Genomic DNA, 24,386 nt, shown 5'->3' with positions numbered 1-24,386 from the left:
AATACCTGAAATGACAGTGAGTGCGGGACAGCCTCCCGCCGGCAAAAATTGCCCGTATTCTAGCCTAAAACCGGGCCGGAGTTGCACCGGTGCGGTTTGAAGGCTTGCCGGATAAAAAAAACCCGGCCGGGGCCGGGTTTCAGGTAGTTGACCACCCTGTCGAAAAACGGGGTGGTCAAACAGCCAAAAGGATCAGTCCACGTAAACCGGGAACTTGGCGCAAACGGCCTTGACCTTCTCGCGTACGGCAGCCTCGACGGACTCGTCGCCCAGGTTGTCGAGGATGTCGCAGATCCAGGTGGCCAGGTCACGGCACTCGGCTTCCTTGAAGCCACGGGTGGTGACTGCAGGGGTACCCAGACGGATGCCGGAAGTGACGAACGGTGAGCGCGGATCGTTGGGCACGGAGTTCTTGTTCACGGTGATGAAGGCGCGGCCCAGAGCTGCGTCGGCATCTTTACCGGTGATGTCCTGCTTGATCAGCGACACCAGGAACAGGTGGTTGTAGGTGCTGCCGGAAACCACATCGTAGCCACGGTCGAGGAACACCTGCACCATGGTCTGGGCGTTCTTCAGTACCTGCTGCTGATAGGTCTTGAACTCGGGCTGCAGTGCTTCCTTGAAGCAGATCGCCTTGCCGGCAATCACGTGCTCCAGCGGGCCACCCTGGGCGCCGGGGAATACGGCGGAGTTCAGCTTCTTCTCGATCTCTTCGTTGGCGCGCGCCAGGATCAGGCCGCCACGCGGACCGCGCAGGGTCTTGTGGGTGGTGGTGGTAACAACGTCAGCGTAAGGCACCGGGTTGGGGTAGATGCCGGCGGCAACCAGACCGGCCACGTGGGCCATGTCAACAAACAGGTAGGCACCAACCTTGTCGGCAATCTCGCGGAAGCGCGGGAAGTCCAGCACCTGGGAGTAGGCTGAGAAACCGGCCACGATCATCTTCGGCTTGTGCTCAACGGCCAGACGCTCTACTTCGTCATAGTCGATCAGGCCCTGCTCGTCGATACCGTACTGAACGGCGTTGTACAGCTTGCCGGAAGAGCTGACGCTGGCACCGTGGGTCAGGTGGCCGCCGTGGGCCAGGCTCATGCCGAGAATGGTGTCGCCGGCCTGCAGCAGCGCCAGATACACGGCGGAGTTGGCCTGGGAGCCGGCGTGCGGCTGAACGTTGGCGTAGTCGGCACCAAACAGCTGCTTGGCGCGGTCGATGGCCATTTGCTCAACAATGTCGACGTATTCACAGCCGCCGTAGTAACGTTTGCCGGGGTAGCCTTCGGCGTACTTGTTGGTCAGCACGGAACCCTGGGCTTCCATGACCGCCGGGCTGGTGTAGTTTTCTGAAGCAATCAGCTCGATGTGCTCTTCCTGACGCTGGGCTTCTTGCTCCATGGCATCAAAAAGCTCTGGATCAAACTGGGCAATGGTCACTTTACGACTAAACATGGCGGTCCTCTAAGGATGACAAGGCTGTGCACGGCACTTTTGGTGCCTACGCAATGACAAGAATGACAAGGAGGAGGATTCTACCTGATTTGAACGTAACTGGCACATGAAAGCCGCTCAGCTGCAAGGCAAGTTTTCTTCAGGCTGGCTTCTTGGGCAATGCTTGTGTGCAGAGAGGCACAACGCTGACTCCTTTTTAGCAGAGTTATGCGTAAAACGCACTCAGTGCCCGCACCAGATAATCCAGGTCCTTGCTGCCGGCCAGTTCGCGGATGGAGTGCATGGCAAAGGTGGCGGCACCGATGTCGATGGTCGGTACGCCCAGCTTGCTGGCGGTGATCGGACCGATGGTGGAGCCGCAGCCCATGTCGCTACGGGTGACAAAGCTCTGTACGGGGATGCCGTTTTGCTGGCACAGATGACGGAACTGCGCGGCGGTTTCGCTGCTGGTGGCGTAGCGCTGGTTGCTGTTGATCTTGATCACCGGGCCCTGGTTGAGCAGCGGGCCGTGGTTGCCATCGTGCTTGTCGGCATAGTTGGGGTGAATGCCGTGGGCATTGTCGACCGAGATCAGCAGCGAGCGCTGGATGGCACGGGTCAGGCTTTCTTCGCTGTCGAACAGGCGGCGCAGCACCTGCTCCAGGAAAGGGCCATCGGCACCGCAGGCCGAGGCCGAGCCGACTTCTTCGTGGTCGGTGCACACCAGTACGCAGGTGTGGTCAGCACCGGCATTGAGCAGTGCCTGCAGGCCGGCATGGCATGACAGCAGGTTGTCCAGGCGGGCAGCGGCGATGAAGTCCTGTTCCAGACCGATTTGTGCCGGCGGCTGGGTGTCGTAGAAGCTTAGTTCGTAATCCAGCACGCGGGCATTGCTGATGCCGTGCTCACGTTGCAGCTGTGTGGCCAGCAATGCGCGGAAGTCCTTGTTGCTACCCTCGGCCAGCTGGGTGAGGATCGGCGGCAGTTCGGTTTGTTTGTTGATTTCCCAGCCACTGTTGGCGTCACGGTTGAGGTGGATGGCCAGGCTAGGGACCACGGCGATGGGTGTCTTGAAGTCGATCAGCTGGTTGTGCAGCTGGCCGTCCTGCTCGTAGCTGACGCGGCCGGCCAGTGACAGGTCGCGGTCAAACCAGGGTGACAGCAATACACCGCCGTACACCTCGACGCCCAGTTGCCAGTAGCCGTGGCAATTTAGCTCGGGGTTGGGCTTGACTCTCAGGCAGGGGCTGTCGGTATGGGCGCCGATCAGGCGCAGACCATGTTCGGTGGGGTTGTTACTGCCCAGGCTGAAGGCGATGATGGACGAGTCGTTACGGGTGACGAAGTATTTGCCCCGCTTTTCCAGCTGCCAGGGCTCGCGCTCGTCCAGGCGGCTGTAACCGGCCTGCTGCAGGATGGCAGCCATGCTGGCGGTGGCATGGAAGGGAGTGGGGGAAGAGGCAAGAAAGTCTGCCAGCTGTGTGAAATGCTGTTGAGTGGACATGCTGTTCCTTTTAGTAATTATCCCGGGGCCAGAGACGGATGGGTGCGCCCTCGGCGGGCCAGAGCTGCAGCTGGCCGTGTTCGGAAAAATCCCAGCGCTCGACTTGCGGCAGGGCCTGCAGATAGCGGTTTTCCTGCTCCATCAGGGAAGGCGCACAGGCCTTGCGGGTGCTGGCGATGTTGCTGATGCTCAGCTGGTTGCCGTTGAGCTGGTAGCTGCCGAACCACTGGTTGCAGCCGGCAAAACCGTGAGCGCGCTGCTGCTGGGCATCCAGTTGCAGGGTCAGATGACTGCGGTCGATCAGCGGGCGCTCGTCGATCCATTCGACGATATATTCATCGCCGGTTTGCAGCTGTGGCTGGCCGCCCGACAGGCTGCAGCCAGTCAGCAGACCGAGACCGGCCAGCAGGGAGATGGCGGTTTTCATGTTCAGGCCTCCTGCTGGCGGCACTGGCGGCACAGGTGGCGGCCATGGTGGTTGGCCCAGCCCAGCTCCTGCAGACGGGCTTCGGCAGCCGGTACGCGGGCATCTTTGCCCAGCGCCGCATCCACGGCGAATTCAAGCTGCAGCAGGCTGCCGCAGCCGTCGCACTGTACCTGCCAGTCGTGGATTTCCAGTTCCTTGAAGGCCGGGCCGCTGGCGGTGGCGGTCCACTGGCCGGGCGGGTTGATCAGATGGCGCACGCTGCGCACCTCAAGCTCCATGCTGAGGTCGCGGCTGCCCTTGAGGCTGACCACCAGGGTGTCGCCGGGCTGAATGTGACCGCCGTTGCCGGTGACCTGGTACTGGCCGGGCTTGAGCGAGCGGCATTCGATCAGGGTGTGCTGGGGGGCCAGCAGGGTGTAGCGGAAATCGTGTCGGGCCATGGGGCCTCCTTAATCAATACCGAGGGTGCGCAGGCGATAGCGCAGCGAACGCAGGCTCAGGCCCAGCTGTGTAGCCGCGGCCTTGTGGTCGTGGCCGGTCTGTTCCAGTGTGAGTTGCAGCAGGGTGCGTTCGGCCTGTTCCAGCCGGTCAGTACGGCTGTGGACGGGCAGGCCGGGTACTTCGCTGATTGCCGGGCCGCTGTGGGCAACCGGGTCGTGGAGCGGGCGACCGCCCTGCAGTTGCAGGTCGTGCGGGCGGATCAGGTCGTGGTCGCACAGGGTGTAGGCCCGCTCCAGCATGTTTTCCAGCTCGCGCACGTTGCCGGGGAAATCGTGCTGGCGCAGGGTGTCCAGCGCTTCCGGGCTGAGGCGTACGGGGCGGTTGCCGGCGCACAGGCGTTGCAGGAAGACCCGGGCCAGCAGCAGGACATCGTCACCGCGCTCGCGCAGCGACGGTACCCGCACCTCGATGACATTGAGGCGGTAGTAGAGGTCCTGGCGGAAGCGGCCGGCAGCGACTTCGGCGGCCAGGTCCTTGTGGGTGGCGCTGAGGATGCGCACGTCCACCGGCAGCTCTTGCTGGCTGCCGAGCGGGCGTACGGCTTTTTCCTGCAAGGCGCGCAACAGTTTGACCTGCATGTGCAGCGGCAGGTCGGCAACCTCGTCCAGGAACAGGCTGCCGCCGTGGGCGGCCTGGAACAGGCCGGGCTTGTTGTCATGGGCGCCAGTGAAGCTGCCCTTCTTGTGGCCGAAGAATTCGCTTTCCATCAGTTCGGCCGGAATCGCGCCGCAGTTGACCGGCACAAAGGGCAGGTTGGCGCGATTGCCGTGCTGGTGAATCTCGCGGGCGACCACTTCCTTGCCGGTACCGGACTCGCCGCTGATGTGTACCGGTGCCAGGCTGCGTGCCAGTTTGTCGATTTGCTGGCGTAGCTGTTGCATGGGAACCGAGTCGCCCAGCAGCGGATTGTCGTGGTTGACGGCGGATGCCTGCCTGGCAGACTGTTGCAGGGCGCTTTGCACCAGCTCGCGCAGGCGCTTCAGGTCCATGGGTTTGGTGATGAAGTCGAAGGCACCGGCTTTCAGTGCCTGGGTGGCGGTTTCGATGCAGCCATAGGCGGTGATCATGGCGATCGGCATGTGCGGGTGGTGCTGCTGGGCATGGGTAATGATGTCCAGGCCATTGCCGTCGGGCAGGCGCATGTCGGTCAGGCATAGGTCATAGGGGCGGGCCTGCAGGGCTGCATAGGCTTCACCGGCATTGCTGGCGCTGGCGGTTTCCAGCCCCATGCGCAGCAGGGTGATTTCCAGCAGCTCGCGGATGTCCGGCTCGTCGTCAATGATCAGTACGGTTTGGGCGTTCATTTTTGTAAACCAGAGCTTTTCGGGTGGGCAAAGGTGATGCGGAAGCAGGCGCCCAGCCCGGGGCGTGCGACATAATCGAGGCGGGCCTGATTGCTTTCACACAGTTCGCGGGCGATGTATAGGCCAAGGCCGGTGCCCTGCTTGTCGGTAGTGAAGAACGGCTCGAACAGTGCGTCCTGTTCGGCCACCGGCACGCCGGGACCGGTGTCGCGGATTTCCAGTACCGGCAACAACAGGCTGTGGTGGCGGAACAGGATGATTTCAACCGTGCGCTTGCCGTTGTGCTCGCTGGTGTAACGCATGGCGTTGGTTACCAGATTGTCGAGCACCTGGGTGAGCTGATGGGGGTCCATGCGGGTGTTCAGGTGGTTGCCGGCCACTTCCAGCTTGAGCAGGTGGCCGGGGGCGGCGCTTTCCCGGTAGGAGGTGACGTAGCGGTGTACCCAGTATTTCAGATCGAGCAGCTGAGGCTCGGTTTTTTGCTGGCGTGACAGTTGCAGCACGTTTTCGATGACGTGATTCAGGCGCCTGGTCTGCTCCTGGATGATCTGGCTCAGGCGCATGTCGGCACGGTTGAGTGTGTCGGACTCGCCGAGCAGCTGGGCGGCATGGCTGATGGCACCGAGCGGGTTGCGGATTTCATGGGCGATGCCGGCGGCCAGGCGGCCCAGCGAGGCCAGCTTCAGCTGCTGGGCTTGCTGGTTGTGGTATTTGGTGTCTTCCAGAAATACCAGTAGCTGCTGTTCGTTGTTGTGCCGGTGAATCACGAAACCTGGCTGCAGCTGCGGGCTTTGCGCGGAAAACTGCACCGGGCCGGGCATGATGGCGGGGTTTTTTTGCCAGGCCTGGTAGGTGTTGATCAGTGGCGGAAAGTAGCCCTTCAGGTCCAGGGCGAGCAGGTAGCGGCTTTCCAGCATGGTATGGGCGGCCTGGTTAGCCTGCAGCACCTGGAAGTTTTCGTTGAGTACCAGGATGCCGGTGCGCATGCGCTCGATGATTGCGGCGTTGAGCGCTTCCAGGTTGGCAACGGTGGATGCCTGCTGTTGCAGCAGTTGCTGGCTGACCAGCAGCTTGCGGCTGAGCGCTTGTACGCCCATGGCGGCGGCAAAGCACAGGGTGCCAAGGATTCCGGCCTGCATGAACTGGCCGGAGGCTTCCGGCTGGCTGAGGCTGAGGTAGAAGGCCAGATAGATGATGCCGGCGGCGCCGACGGCGGCAATCAGCAGGCCGATGTTGCGATAGAGCAGTATATTGGCGACCGCAACCGAGACCACGATCAGGTTGCCGATGCCGCTGGTGGCGCCGCCGGCGGCATAGTAGATCAGGCTGAGCAGCAGAATGTCGGTAAGGGCGAGGACAAACAGCGGGGCGAGCCGGTCGGCCCGCGGCATGGCCAGGCTGACCAGGGTGTTGAAGATCAGGTAGCCCCAGCTGGCCGTGATGAACAGCCGGTCGTGAGTGATGTTAAACAGGTGGTTTTCCAGGCTGCTGGACACCAGCAACACCAGCGACAGGCCGATCAGCAGGCGATACAGATGGTACAGACGCAGGGCACGCTGGCCGGCCTGGCCCAGCAGGGCGAGTTCGTTACCGGTCATGGCTGGCCGGGTCCGGCCTTGGCATGGGCCCGGCTGCAGTACCAGCGGTTCTGGTGGCGAATGGCATCGGGCTCGGGCAAATGCAGGCGGCAGTGTTCACAGCATACCATCGGCGTTGCTTGCGACAGGCGCTCGCGGGCCTGTTCGGCAGACAGCTGTTTGACTTTTTTCCATAGCCACCAGCCGGCCAGTGCCAGCAGGCCGAGGATGACAAGACGAGAGATGCCCATGCGGGATTCCGGTTGTTGAAAAGATAGTGGCCAAGTTTACCTGCAGCAGCGGTAGCGGGCAAAGAAACTGCAGCGGGGCGCACAAGAAGGCTGCTTTGTCCATGTCCGGGGGCTGCAAAACCGGGCCGGCTGTTGTTGTGATGGCGGGGCAGTGGCGGTTCGGCAGGGAGTTCCGGTGCTTTCATCCACGCTGCTTTTTGTGCCTGCAAATCACGAAAGCGCTGGCCGCTTTGTTAAACTGCGCAAAATTTTTCGGAAACAGGCATGGAAACACAACGATTTGGCGGTATTGCCCGTTTGTATGGGGTGCAGGGGCTGCAGCGCTTGCAGCAGGCCCATGTGGCGGTGGTCGGAATTGGCGGGGTGGGCTCGTGGGCAGCCGAAGCGCTGGTGCGCTCCGGGGTTGGCGAAATCACCCTGATTGACCTGGACGATATTTGCGTGACCAATACCAACCGGCAGGTACATACCCTGGGCAGCACTGTCGGCCAGCTCAAGGTGGACGCCATGGCCGGGCGCTTGCTGGCGATCAACCCGGCCTGCCAGGTGCATGCCGTGGCTGATTTTCTGACCGAAGATAACCTGGGCGAGCTGCTGCATGAGCGGCTTGATCATGTGATTGACTGTATCGACAGCCTGGCTGCCAAGGTAGCGCTGATTGCCTGGTGCCGGCGGCGCAAGATTGCGCTGATCACCACCGGAGGTGCGGGCGGGCAGATTGATCCGACGCAGGTGCAGGTTGCCGACCTGAACAAGACGTTCCATGATCCGCTGGCGGCCCGCGTGCGCTCGCGGCTGAAAAAGGACTATGGCTTTACCCGCACGCCGAAGAAGAACTTCGGCGTGCCTTGCGTGTTTTCCAGCGAACAGCTGCGCTATCCGACCCCGGATGGCCAGGTGTGTCATGAAAAGGGCTTTATTGGCGAGGGCGTCAAGCTGGACTGTGCCGGTGGCTTTGGTGCGGCCATGACGGTAACCGCAACCTTTGGCCTGGTGGCGGCCGCACGGGTGCTGGATGCCATCGTTGCCGGCAAGAGGCGTCCGGCGGATGTTTCGGCAGAAGCTTCGGTGGTTGCCGGATCAGGCTGAGCCGGTTTGCCGGGTTGTGACCTGTTTTACCCTGGCTGGTAAGTCGGCACGCTTATTGCTTTGATCTTGCCCAAATGTGGCTGGAGTCAAAAAAGCGTTATCGCTCCAGTCCGGGAATCACGAGGTCAAGGCCATGCAACTGCCCAATAATACGGCTGTCCAGAGCACATATACCGACCTGAACCGGCTGCAAAAACTGAAAGTCGGCGAGGGACGCGATAGCGAAGCCAACCTGCGCCAGGTCGCGCAGGAATTCGAGTCGCTGTTTATTGGCGAAATGATGAAAGCCATGCGTTCGGCCAACGATGTGCTGGCCAGCGACCTGTTCAACAGCAATGAAAGCAAGACCTACCGCGACATGTACGACCAGCAGATGGCCGTGACCCTGTCGCAGGGCAAGGGCATGGGTATGGCCGATGTGCTGGTGCGCCAGATGAGCGGCATGCAGCAGGGCAAGGTGCGCCCCAATCCTTTTGCCGAAGCCAAAACCGCATTGGGCGCGACGGATGCCGCCAGGGCGGCAACGGTACCCGGACAAGCCACCGGCAGCAAGCCGGCGGATGGCAGCACCAAAGCTGATGTGGAGGCGGCTGCCGGTGCTGGCGTCGTGACTGACAAGCCCAAATACGTGCACGTGGCCGATACCAGCGATATCAAGTTCCGCCGCTTTACCGGTTTGCTGCAAAGCCAGCTGGCAGGCCGGGCACAGGGCGTCGCCACGACGGATGTTGCCGCTGGCCCGCCCGGGCGGCAACAGCAACAGGCCCTGCGCAGCTACACCGAGGTGAAGGATAGCCTGCCGGTACCGCCGGGCCTGTTGACACAGAAAACACGCTTTGACTCGCCGGAAGAGTTCGTTGCCGCCATGCTGCCGATGGCCGAGCAGGCCGCGCAGCGCCTGGGTGTGGACCCCAAGTATCTGGTGGCGCAGGCTGCACTGGAAACCGGCTGGGGCAAGCGCATGCAGCGCAGTGCAGGCGGCGAGAGCTCTTACAACTTGTTCGGCATCAAATCCCATGGCTGGCAGGGCCGTTCGGCCAATGCCAGCACCACTGAATACATCAACGGGCGCTTCGTCAAACAGAACGATTCGTTCCGCAAATACGACTCTTTTGCCCATAGTTTCAATGATTATGTCAACTTTTTACAGCAGAACCCGCGCTATGAAAAAGCCCTGCAGGCCGCCGGCAACGCCGAGAACTATGTGCGCGAACTGCAGCGTGCCGGTTACGCTACCGACCCGGACTATGCCGCCAAGATCAGCCGCATTGCCCGCCAGATCCAGCAACAACAGCCCGTGCTCATGGCGCAGGGCCCCAGCATTGCCGAACGTACCTGAGGTGAACCATGGCTGACTTACTCAACATTGGCCTGTCCGGTCTGAGTGCCGCAAAAACCAACCTGTCGGTGGTGGGGCATAACATCACCAACGTCAATACGCCCGGCTATAGCCGCCAGGACACCGTGCAGGTCACCCGTCCGCCGCAGTTTTCCGGCGCAGGCTTTATTGGCTCCGGCACCAGCCTGACCGATATTCGTCGTACTTACAGCGAATTTCTGACCACCCAGCTGCGCTCCAGCACGGCACTCAACAGTGACGTCAAGGCCTACAAAAGCCAGATCGACCAGCTTGATTCGTTGCTGGCCGGTACCACTACCGGCATTACTCCAGCGCTGAAGTCATTTTTTTCGGCGATGCAGACAGCGGCGGAAGACCCCGCGAATATTCCGGCCCGTCAGCTGGTGCTGGCCGAAAGCGAAGGTCTGGCCCGCCGTTTCAATACCATTTACGACAATATCAATTCGCAAAACGAGTTCATCAACAAGCAGATGGTGGTCACCGGTGACCAGATCAACCGTCTGGCCAAGTCGATTGCCGAGTACAACGATGCGATTGCCAAGGTCGGTTCCAGCGGTCACCCGCCCAACGACCTGCTTGATCAGCGCGACGAGGCGATCCGCCAGCTGTCGACCTTTATCGGTGTGACGGTGGTACCGCAGGACGACAACAGCATGAACGTTTTCATCGGCTCCGGACAGCCGCTGGTGGTGGGCAGTAAAGCCAACTCGCTTGAAGTGGTGCAGGGGCGCGGCGACCCGATGCGTTTTGATATCAACTTTGTCAGTGGTGGCTCCAGCCAGACGATCACCAGCATGGTTACCGGTGGTGAAATGGGTGGTCTGGTGCGTTACCGTGACGAAGTGCTGGACCCGACCCTGAACGCCATGGGCCGGCTGGCGTTGTCCATCAGCGACGAGATCAACCGTCAACTGGGCCAGGGGCTGGACCTCAAGGGCAATGTCGGGGCGGCATTGTTTGGCGACATCAACGACCCGCAGCTGACCGGCTTGCGTGTGCGCCCGATGAGTGACAACGTGGGCAATATCAGTGGCTCATTGAACATTCACAATACCCGCTTGCTTACCACCAGCGATTACCGGCTGGAATATGATCAAACCAGTGGCACCTATAGCGCCCGCCGGCTCAGCGACGGGGCCAATATGCAAGTCAATGTTGATCCGGTGACCGGCGAGCTTAGCCTGGCGGATGCCGAGGGCCGTGACCAGGGCTTTACCATCACCATGTCGGGAACCCCGGGCCATGGTGACCAGTTTCTGGTGCAGCCTACCCGGCGCGGCGCTACGGATATTTCCAGTGTGCTGGATCAGGCTGACCAGCTGGCCTTTGCCGCACCGCTGCGCAGCGAGGCGGATTTGCAGAATAAGGGAACCGGGGCCATTGGGCAGCCCTCGGTGGACATGGTGCTCAACCCGGGCATGCTGCCCATGGATAATTTTGTTGCCGACGCCCTAAACAAAACACATGTGGAAGCCATTGGCGAAATCAGGCTGGAGTACAATAGCGCGACCGGGCAGATGGATTTCGTCACACCATTACCGCCAGGCGTGACTATTACCTCCGTACCTCAGGAGGGGGCGGCAGCTCCGGGCACAATTGGCTCGCTGCCCTTTGTTCCCGGCCAGACCAACAATCTGGAGTATGCCATTCAGGTCAGTGTGGGCGGTGTGACTCAGAGTTATACCGTCAGCCAGACCCTGAGTGGTCGTCCGGAAAACGGCGATACCTTTTCCGTCAGCTTTAACCAGCATGGTGTCTCCGACAACCGCAACGCCCTGAAACTGGCCGACCTGCAAAACAAGCAGGTGGTTGGGGTCGACGCCAATGTGTCCGGCATCAGCACAGGCATGAGCTTCACCGACGACTACGGCAATACCATCGAGCGTGTCGGAACGCTGACTGCCCAGGCGCGTCAGGACGAGATAGCCACCGATGCGGTGCTCAAGCAGGCCACCGACAACCGTGATTCGCTGTCTGGCGTCAACCTGGACGAAGAGGCGGCCAAGCTGATCCAGTTCGAGCAGTATTACAATGCCTCCGCGCAGATCATCCAGGTTGCCCGCAGCCTGTTTGATACATTGATCAGCACCTTCAGGTAAATCAGTGACAGGCATGTGGTGCGAACGGACGCGCACCAGCAGCGGGGTATCCGTCTTTGCTGCAAAAACAGATCCTGATCATGGGTTGCCGGTGCGGGCTGCGGGCACAATGCATCTCCTGAACCAATCACGGGTGGCCAGCATCGGTGCAGGCCCCGATCTGAAGGAGAACACCATGACCGACCTCAACAGCCGTTACGGCATGAACTCGCCGCATAGTGAAGTGGTCAGCGCCTGCCAGCTGATCGAGCCGTGCAAGGCGCTCGACATGGGCTGCTCCAATGGCCGCAATGCCCTGTACCTGGGTCAGCTCGGCTTTGCTGTCACTGCTGTCGATCACAACCCCAACGCGATCCACATGCTGCAGTCGATCGTGGCGCAGGAAGGGATGGATAACGTCGAGGCGCGCATCTATGACATCAATCAGGCCAGCCTGGGTGAGGATTACGGCTTCATCGCCTGTACCGTGACCCTGATGTTCCTCGACCCGGGCCGGGTTGATGCGGTGATTGCCGACATGCAGCAGCACACCTTGCCGGGTGGCTATAACCTGATCGTCTGCGCCATGGACACCGCCGCGTATCCGTGCCCGATGGGTTTTCCGTTCACCCTGGGGGAAGGCGAGCTGAGCGAGGCCTATCAGGGCTGGGAACTGATCAAGTACAACGAGGACATGGGTACCATGCACAATGGTGCCCAGCTGCAGTTTGCCACCCTGCTGGCGCGCAAACCGGAGTAGCCACCTGCAATCCGGAAACCTGTCATCCTGCGTTCAGTCGCAAGGTCCGCGCATGTTGCGATTGTGCGAGGCATGACAGTGCAGCCGCTTTCGGCGGGCAGGACCTTCACCCGGCGTGAGCCGGGTGAAGTTGCTTAGTCGATGGCAAAGCCCAGATACTCCGGCAGCCACAGCGCAATGCCGGGAAAAATCATCACCAGCAACAGCGCACTGAACATGGTCACCATGAACAGCATGGCCCAGATGAAGGTATGCTCCAGCCGGATGTTGGCCACCTTGCTGGTTACCATCAGGTTGACCGCCACGGGAGGCGTGAACTGGCCGATGGCAATGTTCATCGCCAGCAGGATGCCGAACCATACCGGATTCCAGCCAAAATGCTGGATCAGTGGCACCAGCACCGGTGTCAGGATCAGATAGATGGAAATGGCGTCCAGCAGCATGCCGGCAATCAGTACCAGCAGCATCACCAGCAACAGCAATACCCAGCCCTGGTCGGAGATTGACAGCATGACTTCGGCCAGACGGGTGAAGGTGCCCAGCGTGGTGCCGGCCCAGGCAAAAATGCCGGCCAGCGAGATGATCAGCAACACCACACCGGAGATGCGTGCGGCCTCGTCAAACATTTGCAACAGGTCACGCCATTTCAGCTGGCGGTACACCAGCGTGCCCAGGATCAGGCCGTAGGTGACTGCTACCACAGCGGCTTCGGTTGGCGTGAACAGGCCGGAGCGCAAGCCGCCAAGGATGATCACCGGGGCAAACAGGGCCGGCAGTGCCTTGATGAAGCTTGCCCGCAAAGGCGGCTTGACCTCGCCGGTATCGGTGGCTTCCCAGCCGTAGCGGCGGGCCAGAAAGTACACCGGTACCAGCAGCGAGCAGCCGGCCAGAATGCCGGGGAACAGGCCGGCAGCAAACAGCGCGCGCAGGTCCAGCCCGGGCATCATCACCGAATAAAGAATCAGCGCGATCGATGGCGGAATCAGGATGGCCGTGGACGAAGCGGCGGCAATCAGCGAGGCAGAAAAAGGTCGCGGGTACCCCGCCTTGGTCATGCTTGGCAGCATCACCATGGCCACGGCGGCAGCATCGGCCGGGCCGGAGCCGCTCATGCCGCCCATGATGATGCATACCAGTACCGCCACCACTGCCAGCCCGGCATGGCGCCGGCCAATGATGGACTGGGCAAAATTGACCAGACTGGCTGCCACCCCGGCACGCTCGAAAATGATACCGGTCAGTATGAACAGCGGAATGGCGATCAGCGGGTATTTGGCAACGCTGTTGTAGGTATTGGTGCCCAGAGTCGCCAGCATTTCCGGCGACAGACCCATGACGATACCGGCGGCTCCGCCCAGACCCAGCGCAAAGGCCACCGGCATGCCGATCAGCAGGCACAAGCCGAAAATCAGCAACATCCAGAGATCAGGACTCATGGCCGGCCTCCACAACGGGCTGACGCAGGCGCTGCCACCAGTTCTGGGTGCTGCGCAGCATGATCGCGAGTGACAGAATCGGCAGCCAGATCAGGTACAGCCAGGTGGGATAGCCCAGCCCGGGTGACAGTGACTCCCAGCTGTATTCTTCCCAGGCCAGCTCGCCGCCATACCAGGCAACCAGTGCCAGTACCAGCATGGCACCCAGCCACTGCAGGGTGTAGAGCACCTTGCGGCCGGTGTGCCCGAGTTTTTCTTCCAGTAGGGTGATGCGGATGTGTTCGTTGTTGCGGGCAGCCACGGCAGCGCCGGCAAAGGCCAGAACGACCATCAGAAATACGGAGAATTCTTCGGTGAAGGCGAAAGATACGTCAGTGGCATAGCGCACCACGACGTTGGCGAGGCTGATGGCGGTGATGCCGGCCAGCGCCAGAATGCCCAGCCAGGACTCGGGCATGAAGCGGGATTTGGGTTTGGACATGGGAGGAATAACAGTCTGAGTTCATCAAAAACGGCACCCCGCAGGGTGCCGTACAGGGGGTAGATCAGTGGCGCTCGGCAATGGCTTGCTGTGCAGTCTCCACCAGCTCCTTGCCAATGCGTGGAATCCATTTTTCGTACACGCTTTGTGTCGCTGCGACAAAGGCCTGATGCTGCTCGGGCGTCAGCTCGGTCACTTCCACACCGCGCTCGCGAATGGCATCCAGCGTGGCAGCCAGCTCGGTGCGGGATTTTTCAATTTCCCACTGGCCGGCATCATGGGCGGCCTGCTTGAGCAGTTGCTGGTCGTCGGCTGACAGGGTTTTCCACAGGCGCTGGCTGACGCCGAAAATCAGCGGGTCATTCATGTAATGCCACAGTGTCAGGTGCTTCTGGCTGGCGCGGTCGGCGCGGGCCACGTCAAACACCGCCAGCGGGTTTTCCTGGCCGTCGACGGCACCGGTGGTCAGTGCGGGCAGGGCGTCGGTCCAGCTCATCTGGGTCGGGTTGGCACCCAGCGCGTTGAAGGTATCCAGGAACAGCGGCGAGCCAACCACACGTACTTTCAGGCCCTTGAGGTCAGCCGGCTGGCTGATCGGGCCACGGGAGTTGGAGATTTCACGGAAGCCGTTCTCGGCCCAGGCCAGCGGCATCACGCCACGCTTTTCAATCGCCTTGAACACCATTTCGCCGGCCTTGCCGGTGGTGATGGCGTCAACAGCAGCGTTGTCGGGCATCAGGAAGGGCAGGGAGAACAGGTTGACCTCGGGCACCTGGGGCGACCAGTTGATGGTGGAGCCGACCGCCATGTCGATCAGCCCGCTGCGCATGGCAGAAAACTCGCGGGTCTGGTCGCCGGATACCAGTTGCGCGTTGGGGTATACCTTGAGCTTGATGCGGCCTTCGCTGCGTTCCTCGACCAGTTCGGCCCATTTGGCCGCAGCCTGGCCCCAGGGGAAGGCATCGGACAGTACGGTGGAAACGGAGTACTCGCGCGGCTGGGCAAATGCCATGCTGGCTGTCAGGGTAATGCAGGCTGCGCCTGCGCTAATCCAGGTTTTTATTTTCATTGGGTGCTCACCAGTCAATTAATGGACCGGGCCATCATAGACAAAGAATGATAGTGAGGTAAGGGGTTATACGAAGGTTATTGCCGGAAAAGCCTCGACTTCGTGCGGATATAAGTTCACGGGTTTTCTGGCATAAAACCTGCTTAAGAAATACCAGACATAACCGATACAGCCAGTTGTGCCAATTAACCGGCACAATGGTCAGACCCGGCCGCACACAGGCCCAAGGAGCAGCATCATGCGTATTTCCAGTCAGCAGGCATTCAACCTCGGGGTGAAGGGAATACAGAACAACTATGCCGAACTGATCCGCACCAATCAGCAAATCACCACCGGTAACCGCATACTGACCCCGGCTGACGATCCGGTGGCATCTGTACGCCTGATGCAGCTGGAGCAACAGCAAAACATGCTTGGCCAGTACAAGGACAATCTGGTCGCGGCCAACAACAGTCTGGTGCAGGAAGAGTCGGTACTCAACTCGGTCAACGATATCATGCAGCGCATCCGGGTGCTGGCCGAAGAGGCGGGTAACGGTGCGTTGAGCCAGTCGGACCGCCAGTCGATTGCCGCCGAGCTGCGCGAGCGTGAGGACGAACTGCTGGGCCTGATGAATACCAAGAACGCCCGTGGCGAGTACCTGTTTTCGGGCTTTCAGGGCAAGACCCAGCCGTTTGTGCGCCAGGGTGACGGCAGCTTTGTCTACATGGGTGATGAAGGCCAGCGCAAGCTGCAGGTGGCCAGTTCGCTGGATATTCCTATCAGTGACAATGGCAAGAAGGTGTTTCAGAACGTCACCAACGCGGCGCGTCTGGATGCCAACTATACTCAGCCAACCGGTTCCAGCCTGACGGTATCAAGCCCGCTGGTGCAGGATGAAATAGCTTACACCAGCGCGCCAGGGTATCCGGACAGCCAGTTTGAAATTCGCTTTAACGACCCGGCCAACCCCAAAAATTATGAAATTGTTGAAACCACCACCGGAACATCATTGCAAACCGGCAGCCTGGATGATGATGACAAATTGCATGACTCACTGGTTTTTGCCGGCGTTGTCGTGCACCTTGATGGCGTGCCCAACGGTACTGAAACCATCAGCATTACGGCCGATCCGGCCCGCGAAAAACAAGGCGTACTCGACACCATCTACCAGCTGCGCAAGGCGCTGGAAGAAAATCCCGACAGTCCCGAAGGCAATCGCGACACTCGTGATGCGGTAGCCGCCGCCATCACCAATATCGATCACGCCATGGTTACCATTGACCAGACCCGTGGCGACATCGGTGCGCGCATGAACATTATCGAGACCACCCAGACCAATAACGAGGACGTTACCCTGGTCAACAAGGCGGTGCAGGCTGAATTGCGTGAGGTGGATTACGCGGAAGCCTTGTCCAAGCTGGCGTTCCAGAGCGTGATCCTGGAGGCGGCCCAGCAAAGCTACGTCAAGGTCAGTGGCCTTAATCTGTTCAACAAGATTTGAGGAAAGCGGAAAAGCAGAAAAGGGGTCAGGTCCATTTATCCAAGGATAAATGGACCTGACCCCTTTTCTTTGTCTTTTTGCTAAGCTGTCGGCCTTATTTTTGACCGTATCAAGGATGCAACTGTGGCTGAGCATTATGTCTGGATCAAACACTTTCACATGGGTATGGCCTACCTGACGATCATGCTGTTTGTGCTGCGTGGTTTGTACCGGCTGACGGCCGGTGAGCGGGTCAGCCTGAAACTGCGCAAGCTGACCGATCGTGTCAGTTACGGGGTTGATACCCTGTTGTTGCTGATGGGCGTGTTGTTGCTGGTGATTTTGCAGCTGAACCCGGTAACCACTGCCTGGCTGTCGAGCAAACTGGGTTTTCTGGTGGCTTATGTGATTCTCGGGGTGTTCGCGTTTCGTAACCGCTTGTCGCTATCGGTACGCTGGCTGTGCTTTGCGCTGGCCATTGGCTGCTGGGTGCTGATGTTCCTGACGGCGAAGAAACACCTGCCGCTCTGGATGTGGTAGTCGCCGGTATGCCGGGGCGGCAGCAGTAATCCTGCCTGCTCAGGTTTTGTCGTGACCGAGTGACAGCGGCTTGCCGGCTGCCTCGCGCTGGTAAAAACCCTTGGGGGCCTTGCCTTTCAGGTACCAGGCAAAGGCGATGATTTCCGCTATGGTCTGGTATAGCGACTCGGGAATGGAGTCGCCCAGTTCCAGCCGTGCCAGCAGGCGGATCAGTTCGGCATTCTCGTAAATGGGCACCTGATGCTGGCGCGCAACGGCCAGAATCGCCTCGGCCAGCTCGTCATCGCCTTTGGCGGTGAGGGTGGGGGCATTGCTGCCGTCATACTTGAGGGCAATCGCCTGGCTGGGTGCCTTGTCGGGTGTATTCATGCCAAATCATCTATCCAGCGTTGTTCAATGAGTGCCTTGGGCGCGGCGGGCGGCATGCCTTGTTCGCAGTCCAGTTCGCGGATGTCGAGGCCTGCTGCCAGCAGCTTGTCGCGCAATACGTGCAGTTCCTTTTTGACCAGCTCGGCGGTGTTTTCCTGTTCGGCCCAGAGCCGGCTGGACAGCGCATTTTCCTGCAGGTTGACCTGCGCATGCAGGGCTCCCAGTGGCTCCAGTTCAAAACTCAGCTCCAGTCGCCAGACCGGCGGACGCTGCTCTCGTTCGTCGGCGGGGTTGTGCTGCTCCTGCTGGAATTTGACCTGTAGCGGCACGACCTGGCTCTGGTCACGCATCGGCACTTCGGTTTGCCAGGTGGTGACCTGGGTGCCGTCCGGCGTGGTATAGGTTTGTGCCAGGCTGGACAGTTGGTGGGTTTGCAAGCGGGAAATGGCAGCGGCAGCCAGGCGCAGCAGTGAGCCGAGATCGTTGGGGTTGTCGAGTTTTTCCAGGATACGGCTGGTGACCGGAAAGCGCAGTGCCTGCTCGCGTATCGAGGCGGCCGGCCCGCCCAGCTCGCGCAGCAGCTGGGGCAACGCCTGGGAGGTGAGGGCGGCCTGTGCTCCGGCAGTCAGCGGGTTGGCCTGGGCCTGTTGTGGCAAAAGTTGGCCGATCAGGCGCAGCAGGTTGGCTTTGAGGTCCTGCTGGGCCGCTTGTTCGCCATGCAGCCGGCTTTCCATCTGGATGCCGCTGTTCTTGACCAGCTCGGCCAGCTGGGCGCCGGTGAGCTTGCTGCCAAGCTCGGGCATGCTGGCCAGCAGTTGCTGGATGACCTTCTGGCCATCACCGGAAACCCCCGGCAAACCGCCGCTACCCAGTTGCAACAGTTGGTGGAGTACTTGCGCGGGGCTGCCCTGGCGCGCGAACTGGCTGCCGAGTTCCTGCTGGATCGCCAGCTGCTGAAAGTTTTGTCGGGCGGGTATCAGGTTGAGCTCAAAGCGGCCGTTGACCTGGGCGCTGACCAGGCTGTTGATCGCCAGGGCTTTGGGCGACTCCACGGTAAAGTGCTGGCCGGACTGATTGCCGCTGTTGAGGGTCAGGGTGATGCGGAAGTTGCCCTGTGCCTGGGGCTCGACATGCAGGACACGCGCCTGGATCAGGCTGCCGGGAGGAAACTGGGCGGGATCGAAACTGGTCAGGGGCGGGGCGGCCTGCCCGCCGCCCGGGCTGAAACTGAAGCTTGGTCCGCCAAGCGCGGTCAGGGTCAGCATCTGGCCGGAGGTGAGCGGCTGGCTGGTTTGTGCCTGGATACTGGCCTGCCTGCCGTCCGGCATCTGCAGTTTGAGCAGCATGCTGAATAGCTGTGCCGCTTCACGGACGGCAATTACCTGTGCCTGCAGCTGCTGGCCGGCAACGATGTTCTGAGGCAGGGCGTCGAGCATGCGCAGGGTGTTGGCGAGCTCGGCCGCAGGGCTGCGACTGACCGGGGCAACGGTTGCGGCAGGGCGACTGGCAGGAATCTCGCTGGGCATGCTGGCTCTACGGCTCCATGAGGTGTTGTTTGCCATGCATCATAACAACCTTGTCGGGCGTCGGGTGGTTTTATCAGTGTTCCGCCGTGCAGCCGTTGGTGCTTTGCAAGCAAAGCATCTCAGACTTATGAAGCAGGTCATAAATTAACAAAAATCAAGAACTTGTTATAAGATGGTAAGCATATTGTCGCACTACCAAAGGTTGGCGCAATTCATGCTTTCGGTGCGCAGGCATGGCCCGGTTCGGGGCATGGCGGTGTACCGAAGGACTTGTTTTGCTGTATGGACTGGTGAACAGCCAGCCTGCAGCCCGTGTTGCAAAGCTCCCTGGACGGGAGCGAGAGGAGAGAGACGGAATGAAGAAAATCCGTAATTCAGGCAGGCTGGCGCTCGCGCTGGGGCTTGCCATATCGACGGCGCATGCCGCACAAGGGGATGCCAAGGCCGGAGCCGAGGCGGCTGGACTTTGTCTGGCTTGCCATCAGGCCGATGGTAGCGGCATGAACATTCCGGGTGGCGAGTCCTGGCCGCGCCTTGCAGGCCTGGACGAACAGTACCTGTACAAGCAACTGCTGGATGTCAAATCCGGCACGCGGGAAAGCGCCACCATGCTGCCCTTTGTCAACATGCTGAGCGACCAGCAGCTGCGTGACGTTTCAGCCTACTACAGCCAGATGCCGGCGACACCGGCCAAGGGCGGCGAAGATGCCAGTGAAGCCCGGCTGGCGCATGGGCAGAAACTGGCCGAGCAGGGTGACTGGGACCGTTACATCGTGCCTTGCCAGAGCTGTCATGGCCCGGACAATCAGGGTGTCGGTGCCAGCTTCCCCGGTATTGCCGGGCAGCATGCCAATTACATCGAAGACCAGCTGCGCAACTGGCAAAAGGGCACAAGGGACAATGACCCGCAGCACCTGATGGCAGCTATTGCCGAGCGCCTCAACGATGAGGACATTCAGGCCGTATCTGCCTGGTTGTCCCGCCAGCCTGCACAATGACAAGGAGCCTGCTCATGAAAAACACAACCCGCTTTTTGTTGCAGGGCGTGGCCGCAGCCGTGGTCATGACATCCTTTGCTGCCCGGGCAGATGTGCAGAAAGAACCACGCTTCCCGGTGAACAATCCGCAGCCGGTTGAGGGCCAGTATGTTCACGTGCCGCCAACCATGGAGGACCTGGAAAAATCCGACATGCACCCGGAGCTCAAGCGTGTCATCCGCCGGGGCCATGACCTGTTCATGAATACCCAACAGCTGCGCGGCAAGAACGTCTTCAACAGCATGAACTGCAGCAGCTGTCACATGGGTGAAGGACGCCTGCCATTTGCCGGCCCGGTCTGGCCGGCGGCCGTGGTGTTGCCCAACTACCGTCCGAAAAACGATCAGGTCAACAACCTTGAAGAACGCATTGCCGGCTGTTTCAGCTACTCCATGAACGGCAAGCCACCCGCCTGGGGCAGTGACGACATGGTTGCCCTGACCACCTATCACCAGTGGCTGGCCAAGGGTGTGCCGATCTACCAGCCGGGCAAGACGCTGTATGGCCGTGGCTATCCGAACCTGCCAGACCCCGCACAGCAGCCTGACTATGCGCGTGGCCAGCAGGTGTATGAAGAAAACTGCGTGATTTGCCACCAGGCTGATGGTGCTGGTGTGGTCAAGAACGACAAGGTGGTGTTTCCCGCCGTATGGGGTGACACCTCCTACAACTGGGGTGCGGGGATTACCCGTCACTTCACCCTGGCATCGTTCATCAAGCACAACATGCCGCTGGGACGTCCCAACAGCCTGAGCGACCAGCAGGCCTGGGATGTGGCCTACTACATCAACAACCATGAGCGCCCGCAGGAGCCGCGTTATACCGGCAACGTCAAGGAAACCCGGGAGAAATACCTGGAAACCTTCCACGTGCATACCAGCTATGGCCTGGAGCACGACGGCAAGTTGCTGGGTGATCATGACAATGTCGGCGAGAAGGATTTCCTCAAGCCCGATGCGCTGATCAGGCGTACCTATACGGCTGACTGATCCGTCGTCCGCCGGCTCCTGCTGCGGTCAGCGTGCTTGCAGCAGGAGTCATGGCGATATTTTGCCGGCTGTTTTCCAGCTTGGTGCTGAAGCAGTGTCTGCAGATGGTTGATGTTTCAAAAATCTTTCAAAAACAAAAAGGGCAATCCGTGTGGATTGCCCTGTAAGCCCCGTATCATGCGGGTTTGTTTGGTAGGCACAATTGGATTCGAACCAACGACCCCCACCATGTCAAGGTGGTGCTCTAACCAGCTGAGCTATGTGCCTTCAATGGCCGCGTATTCTACGGCTTAAATATTTTTTGTCAACACCTTGGGCCGATAATATTACAAACGGGTACCGATGGCTTCGGGGATGCCGGTTTCCGCCGCGACGGTTTCGCGTACGCGGTTCCAGTCAATGCGGGCACCGTCTTGCACGTCGCTGCGCGAGTGGATCAGCTCAAGAACCAGTTGATGTTTGTCCACGACCGAAGGCTCGCCGTGGTCGTCAAGCGGCGTGTGGGCTTCCAGATACAGGGTGTCGCCTTCCCAACCGAGTTTGTAGGGCTGGTTGATGATGCGCACCTTGGTTCCAACCGGCACCATATCGGCCAGTTCCAGCACGTTGTGGTTGAGCATGCGGAAGCAGCCATGGCTGACGCGCATGCCGATGCCGAATTTCTTGTTGGAGCCATGAATCAGGTAGCCGGGCAGGCCCAGGGTCATTTTGTAGGGCCCCAGGGGGTTGTCCGGGCCGGGCGGTACGTAGGCGGGCAAGGGGTCGCCGGCTTCGGCATGTTCCTGCAGGATCGACTTCGGTGGTGTCCAGCCGGGGTTGGGTGTTTTCATCACGATGCTGGTGGAATTGACCGGCGAGCTCCAGCCTTCACGGCCAATGCCGATCGGGTAGGTATAGAGGGTGCCTTTCTTGTCATAGAAATACAGGCGATATTCGGCCAGGTTCATGACAATCCCGGTGCGCTCGACATCCGGCAGGATATAGCGGGTGGGCAGCACCACTTCACGGCCTTCGCCGGGCAGCCAGGCATCAATGAAGGGGTTGGCGGCAACCATTTCCAGGTAGCCCAGGTGCATGGCCTTGCCGATGTCGGCAAAGGTGTCTTCGTAAGCGGCCTTGTGAATCTGTACCTCGCCGGCCAGATCATTGCCTTGTGCCGGCATTGGCCATTGTGCCGCCATCGCGGCTGACTGCAGGCCCAGCATTGCACACGCGGCTGCAAGCAGGCGCATTCCTTTATCAAGCATCGAACTCACCTTTAAAGCGTTGGTTGATCCGGACGCGGGACTGGCAAGCAGCCAGCCCGGCATCCGGGAACAATATCAAAAATTCTCTTGTGGTAAAAATACCCGATCGACATTCATGCGCGGCTGCCGGGCTGGCTGTTCCAGGCGGGACGCACGCCTTGCCGGTGGCTGGCAATGGCGGCACGGCACTGCGGACAAAACAGGGTGTCATGCAGTTTTTTCCGGTCAAGGGCCCCCCAGCGCGGACGGGAAGGTAACAGGGCACCACACAGGGTGCGGTCGGCCGGCTGTGCCAGTGCCAATTGGCGCTCCACGCCGTGTAGCCAGCCTTCGCGGCAGCCGAACAGGTCCAGCTGCTCGTCAAGCTGTAAAACATGATAGGCATGTAGGGACCAATGCGGGCGCGGCATACTAGACTCCGGATTCAAGGGCGCCACATTACCTGAAAGCCCAGCCAGTTAAAAGATCCGCGACCTTGCTGCGTCCCTCTGGGCATTGACAGCCATGCCCCGGCGAATCAACATAAGATACTTTTCAACCATTTCCAGGCATCTTGGCCTGGCCGCACTCCACAAGAGTGTCGCCCGCCCGCTGGACTACCGCTCCATGCATGACAGGCCTGACGCACCCGGTGCAGGCCACGCTCATATACCAGGATAACCGGCAATTTCCATTTCACCGTGTTTAAGCAAGCGAGTACGCATGAGTCTTTTCTCCGCCATTGAACTGGCACCCAGGGACCCAATCCTGGGCCTGAACGAAGCATTTAACGCAGATCCCAGAACCGACAAGGTCAACCTTGGTGTTGGCGTCTATTTCAATGAAGCCGGCAAGATTCCGCTGATGAAGGCGGTGGCCACAGCCGAGCAGCTGCACCAGCAGGCGCAGGCGGCACGGGGCTATCTGCCGATCGAGGGTGTGCCGTCCTACAGCAGCGCAGTGCAAAAACAACTGTTTGGCGCAGACTCCGGCCTGCTGGCCAAAGGGCTGGTGGTTACTGCACAGTCGATTGGCGGTACCGGGGCGCTCAAGCTGGGTGCTGATTTCATTCGCACCCTGGACAGTAGTGGCGTGGTTGCCATCAGCAATCCGAGCTGGGAAAACCATCGCGCACTTTTTACTGCTGCCGGTTACCAGGTGCAGGACTACCGCTATTACGACCCGGCCAGTCATGGCCTGGATCTGGCCGGCATGCTGGCCGACCTGGAAGCGCTGCCCGAGCGCTCGGTGCTTGTGCTGCATGCGTGCTGCCACAACCCGACCGGTGTCGATCTGACTCCGGCCGATTGGGCACAGGTCATCGCGCTGGTTGAGCGCAAACAGCACATTGCATTTCTGGACATCGCCTACCAGGGCTTTGGTGACGGTATCGAGGAAGACGCGGTGGCAGTACGCATGTTTGCCGACTCGGGCCTGAACTTTTTTGTTTCCAGCTCGTTTTCCAAATCGTTCTCGTTCTATGGCGAACGTGTCGGCGCATTGTCCGTGGTATCCAGCTCGGCGCAGGAAGCCGAACGGGTGCTGTCACAGGTCAAGCGCGTGATTCGCACCAACTATTCCAACCCGCCGACCCACGGTGCGACCATTGTCAGTACCGTGCTCAATACGCCGGAGCTGAATGCCATGTGGCAGCAGGAGCTGGCGGAAATGCGCAATCGCATCAAGAGCATGCGCGAGCTGATGGTGCAGCAGCTGAAAGACAAGGGAGCCCGCCAGGACTTCAGCTTCGTCACCGGCCAGTGCGGCATGTTTTCCTACTCCGGCCTGAGCGCGGATCAGGTCGAGCGGCTGCGCGCCGAGTTCGGCATTTATGCCGTCAGTACTGGCCGCATCTGTGTGGCCGCCCTGAATCTCAACAACATCAACGCGGTTACCGATGCCATTGTCGCGGTGAGCGGTACGCGCTGAGTACGTTGTTGTCGGTGACCCCTCGCAACCGGATGGATGCGGGGGG

At 60.3% G+C, this 24,386-nt stretch carries 23 protein-coding genes and 1 tRNA gene; 9 read left to right on the top strand and 15 right to left on the bottom strand.

The annotated features are described in order from the left end of the window. Positions 1-192: 192 nt before the first annotated feature. From glyA to AR306_RS10220, 7 genes are all read right to left on the bottom strand, one after another. Complete coding sequence (gene glyA / locus AR306_RS10250) at positions 193-1,446, bottom strand: serine hydroxymethyltransferase (protein WP_101497477.1); 1,254 nt, start codon at positions 1,444-1,446, stop codon at positions 193-195. Between the two features lie 205 nt (positions 1,447-1,651). Further along, positions 1,652-2,929: a M18 family aminopeptidase gene (locus tag AR306_RS10245; protein ID WP_101497476.1), complete on the bottom strand. Its 1,278-nt coding sequence runs from the start codon at positions 2,927-2,929 to the stop codon at positions 1,652-1,654. A gap of 10 nt (positions 2,930-2,939) precedes the next feature. Then, the gene (locus AR306_RS10240) at positions 2,940-3,356 is read right to left on the bottom strand and encodes an META domain-containing protein (protein WP_101497475.1); all 417 of its coding nucleotides are present in this window, start codon (positions 3,354-3,356) and stop codon (positions 2,940-2,942) included. A 2-nt stretch (positions 3,357-3,358) separates the two neighbouring features. Next, a complete protein-coding gene (locus AR306_RS10235) occupies positions 3,359-3,796 on the bottom strand; it encodes a hypothetical protein (RefSeq protein ID WP_101497474.1) in 438 nt (145 codons plus the stop codon). A 9-nt stretch (positions 3,797-3,805) separates the two neighbouring features. Beyond that, positions 3,806-5,161 carry a sigma-54-dependent transcriptional regulator gene (locus AR306_RS10230; protein ID WP_101497473.1) on the bottom strand — a complete coding sequence of 452 codons (1,356 nt, stop codon included), beginning with the start codon at positions 5,159-5,161 and terminating at the stop codon, positions 3,806-3,808. Further along, on the bottom strand, positions 5,158-6,759 hold the full coding sequence (locus AR306_RS10225) for a two-component system sensor histidine kinase NtrB (protein WP_101497472.1): 1,602 nt from the start codon (positions 6,757-6,759) through the stop codon (positions 5,158-5,160). Before AR306_RS10225 ends, AR306_RS10230 begins: the two co-directional genes overlap by 4 nt. Next, complete coding sequence (locus tag AR306_RS10220; protein ID WP_101497471.1) at positions 6,756-6,989, bottom strand: PP0621 family protein; 234 nt, start codon at positions 6,987-6,989, stop codon at positions 6,756-6,758. The genes AR306_RS10225 and AR306_RS10220 overlap by 4 nt, the downstream gene beginning before the upstream one ends. 264 nt (positions 6,990-7,253) lie before the next feature. Between AR306_RS10220 and tcdA the strand changes: the two genes are divergently transcribed. The 4 genes from tcdA to tehB all read left to right on the top strand — a co-directional run bounded on the left by tcdA (position 7,254) and on the right by tehB (position 12,276). Next, a complete protein-coding gene (gene tcdA / locus AR306_RS10215; RefSeq protein ID WP_101497470.1) occupies positions 7,254-8,078 on the top strand; it encodes a tRNA cyclic N6-threonylcarbamoyladenosine(37) synthase TcdA in 825 nt (274 codons plus the stop codon). A 133-nt stretch (positions 8,079-8,211) separates the two neighbouring features. Continuing rightward, a complete protein-coding gene (gene flgJ / locus AR306_RS10210) occupies positions 8,212-9,417 on the top strand; it encodes a flagellar assembly peptidoglycan hydrolase FlgJ (RefSeq protein WP_101497469.1) in 1,206 nt (401 codons plus the stop codon). An 8-nt stretch (positions 9,418-9,425) separates the two neighbouring features. Next, the gene (gene flgK / locus AR306_RS10205; RefSeq protein ID WP_101497468.1) at positions 9,426-11,537 is read left to right on the top strand and encodes a flagellar hook-associated protein FlgK; all 2,112 of its coding nucleotides are present in this window, start codon (positions 9,426-9,428) and stop codon (positions 11,535-11,537) included. Positions 11,538-11,712: 175 nt separating this feature from the next. Then, positions 11,713-12,276 (top strand): tellurite resistance methyltransferase TehB, encoded by a 564-nt coding sequence (gene tehB, locus AR306_RS10200; protein ID WP_101497997.1) that lies wholly within the window; start codon positions 11,713-11,715, stop codon positions 12,274-12,276. 134 nt (positions 12,277-12,410) lie between these two features. On the opposite strand, the gene AR306_RS10195 is transcribed toward tehB, so the two are convergent. From AR306_RS10195 to AR306_RS10185, 3 genes are all read right to left on the bottom strand, one after another. Next, on the bottom strand, positions 12,411-13,712 hold the full coding sequence (locus tag AR306_RS10195; protein ID WP_101497467.1) for a TRAP transporter large permease: 1,302 nt from the start codon (positions 13,710-13,712) through the stop codon (positions 12,411-12,413). Beyond that, positions 13,702-14,193 (bottom strand): TRAP transporter small permease, encoded by a 492-nt coding sequence (locus AR306_RS10190; RefSeq protein WP_101497466.1) that lies wholly within the window; start codon positions 14,191-14,193, stop codon positions 13,702-13,704. Before AR306_RS10190 ends, AR306_RS10195 begins: the two co-directional genes overlap by 11 nt. Before the next feature lie 64 nt (positions 14,194-14,257). Next, the gene (locus AR306_RS10185; protein WP_101497465.1) at positions 14,258-15,262 is read right to left on the bottom strand and encodes a DctP family TRAP transporter solute-binding subunit; all 1,005 of its coding nucleotides are present in this window, start codon (positions 15,260-15,262) and stop codon (positions 14,258-14,260) included. Between the two features lie 238 nt (positions 15,263-15,500). Here AR306_RS10185 and flgL point away from each other — a divergent pair, with 238 nt between their 5' ends. Both flgL and AR306_RS10175 read left to right on the top strand, forming a co-directional pair. After that, positions 15,501-16,745 (top strand): flagellar hook-associated protein FlgL, encoded by a 1,245-nt coding sequence (gene flgL, locus AR306_RS10180; RefSeq protein WP_101497464.1) that lies wholly within the window; start codon positions 15,501-15,503, stop codon positions 16,743-16,745. Between the two features lie 123 nt (positions 16,746-16,868). Continuing rightward, the gene (locus AR306_RS10175) at positions 16,869-17,264 is read left to right on the top strand and encodes a SirB2 family protein (RefSeq protein WP_101497463.1); all 396 of its coding nucleotides are present in this window, start codon (positions 16,869-16,871) and stop codon (positions 17,262-17,264) included. A 39-nt stretch (positions 17,265-17,303) separates the two neighbouring features. On the opposite strand, the gene AR306_RS10170 is transcribed toward AR306_RS10175, so the two are convergent. Both AR306_RS10170 and fliK read right to left on the bottom strand, forming a co-directional pair. Beyond that, positions 17,304-17,633, bottom strand: coding sequence for an EscU/YscU/HrcU family type III secretion system export apparatus switch protein (locus AR306_RS10170; protein WP_101497462.1), 330 nt, complete (start codon positions 17,631-17,633; stop codon positions 17,304-17,306). Next, positions 17,630-19,195 carry a flagellar hook-length control protein FliK gene (gene fliK, locus AR306_RS10165; RefSeq protein WP_101497461.1) on the bottom strand — a complete coding sequence of 522 codons (1,566 nt, stop codon included), beginning with the start codon at positions 19,193-19,195 and terminating at the stop codon, positions 17,630-17,632. Before fliK ends, AR306_RS10170 begins: the two co-directional genes overlap by 4 nt. A 320-nt stretch (positions 19,196-19,515) precedes the next feature. On the opposite strand from fliK, the gene AR306_RS10160 reads away from it, so the two are divergent. Then, entirely contained in the window at positions 19,516-20,157 is a 642-nt protein-coding gene (locus AR306_RS10160; protein ID WP_101497460.1) for a c-type cytochrome, read from the top strand. A gap of 14 nt (positions 20,158-20,171) precedes the next feature. Then, entirely contained in the window at positions 20,172-21,185 is a 1,014-nt protein-coding gene (locus tag AR306_RS10155) for a c-type cytochrome (protein ID WP_101497459.1), read from the top strand. Between the two features lie 190 nt (positions 21,186-21,375). Here AR306_RS10155 and AR306_RS10150 read toward each other — a convergent pair. The 3 genes from AR306_RS10150 to AR306_RS10140 all read right to left on the bottom strand — a co-directional run bounded on the left by AR306_RS10150 (position 21,376) and on the right by AR306_RS10140 (position 22,842). Next, positions 21,376-21,452: transfer RNA gene (locus tag AR306_RS10150), tRNA-Val, on the bottom strand. 59 nt (positions 21,453-21,511) lie between these two features. Further along, positions 21,512-22,432, bottom strand: a complete 921-nt coding sequence (locus tag AR306_RS10145; RefSeq protein ID WP_407071207.1) for a L,D-transpeptidase family protein — start codon at positions 22,430-22,432, stop codon at positions 21,512-21,514. A 113-nt stretch (positions 22,433-22,545) separates the two neighbouring features. Next, entirely contained in the window at positions 22,546-22,842 is a 297-nt protein-coding gene (locus AR306_RS10140) for a hypothetical protein (protein ID WP_101497458.1), read from the bottom strand. A gap of 292 nt (positions 22,843-23,134) precedes the next feature. On the opposite strand from AR306_RS10140, the gene AR306_RS10135 reads away from it, so the two are divergent. Further along, positions 23,135-24,340, top strand: a complete 1,206-nt coding sequence (locus tag AR306_RS10135; RefSeq protein WP_101497457.1) for an amino acid aminotransferase — start codon at positions 23,135-23,137, stop codon at positions 24,338-24,340. Positions 24,341-24,386: the final 46 nt, after the last annotated feature.

Source organism: Thiopseudomonas denitrificans (genome assembly GCF_002866065.1).
Classification (GTDB): Bacteria; Pseudomonadota; Gammaproteobacteria; order Pseudomonadales; family Pseudomonadaceae; genus Thiopseudomonas; species Thiopseudomonas denitrificans.
Note: the sequence above shows the minus strand (reverse complement) of the source record. Positions and strands in the feature narration are given on the sequence as shown.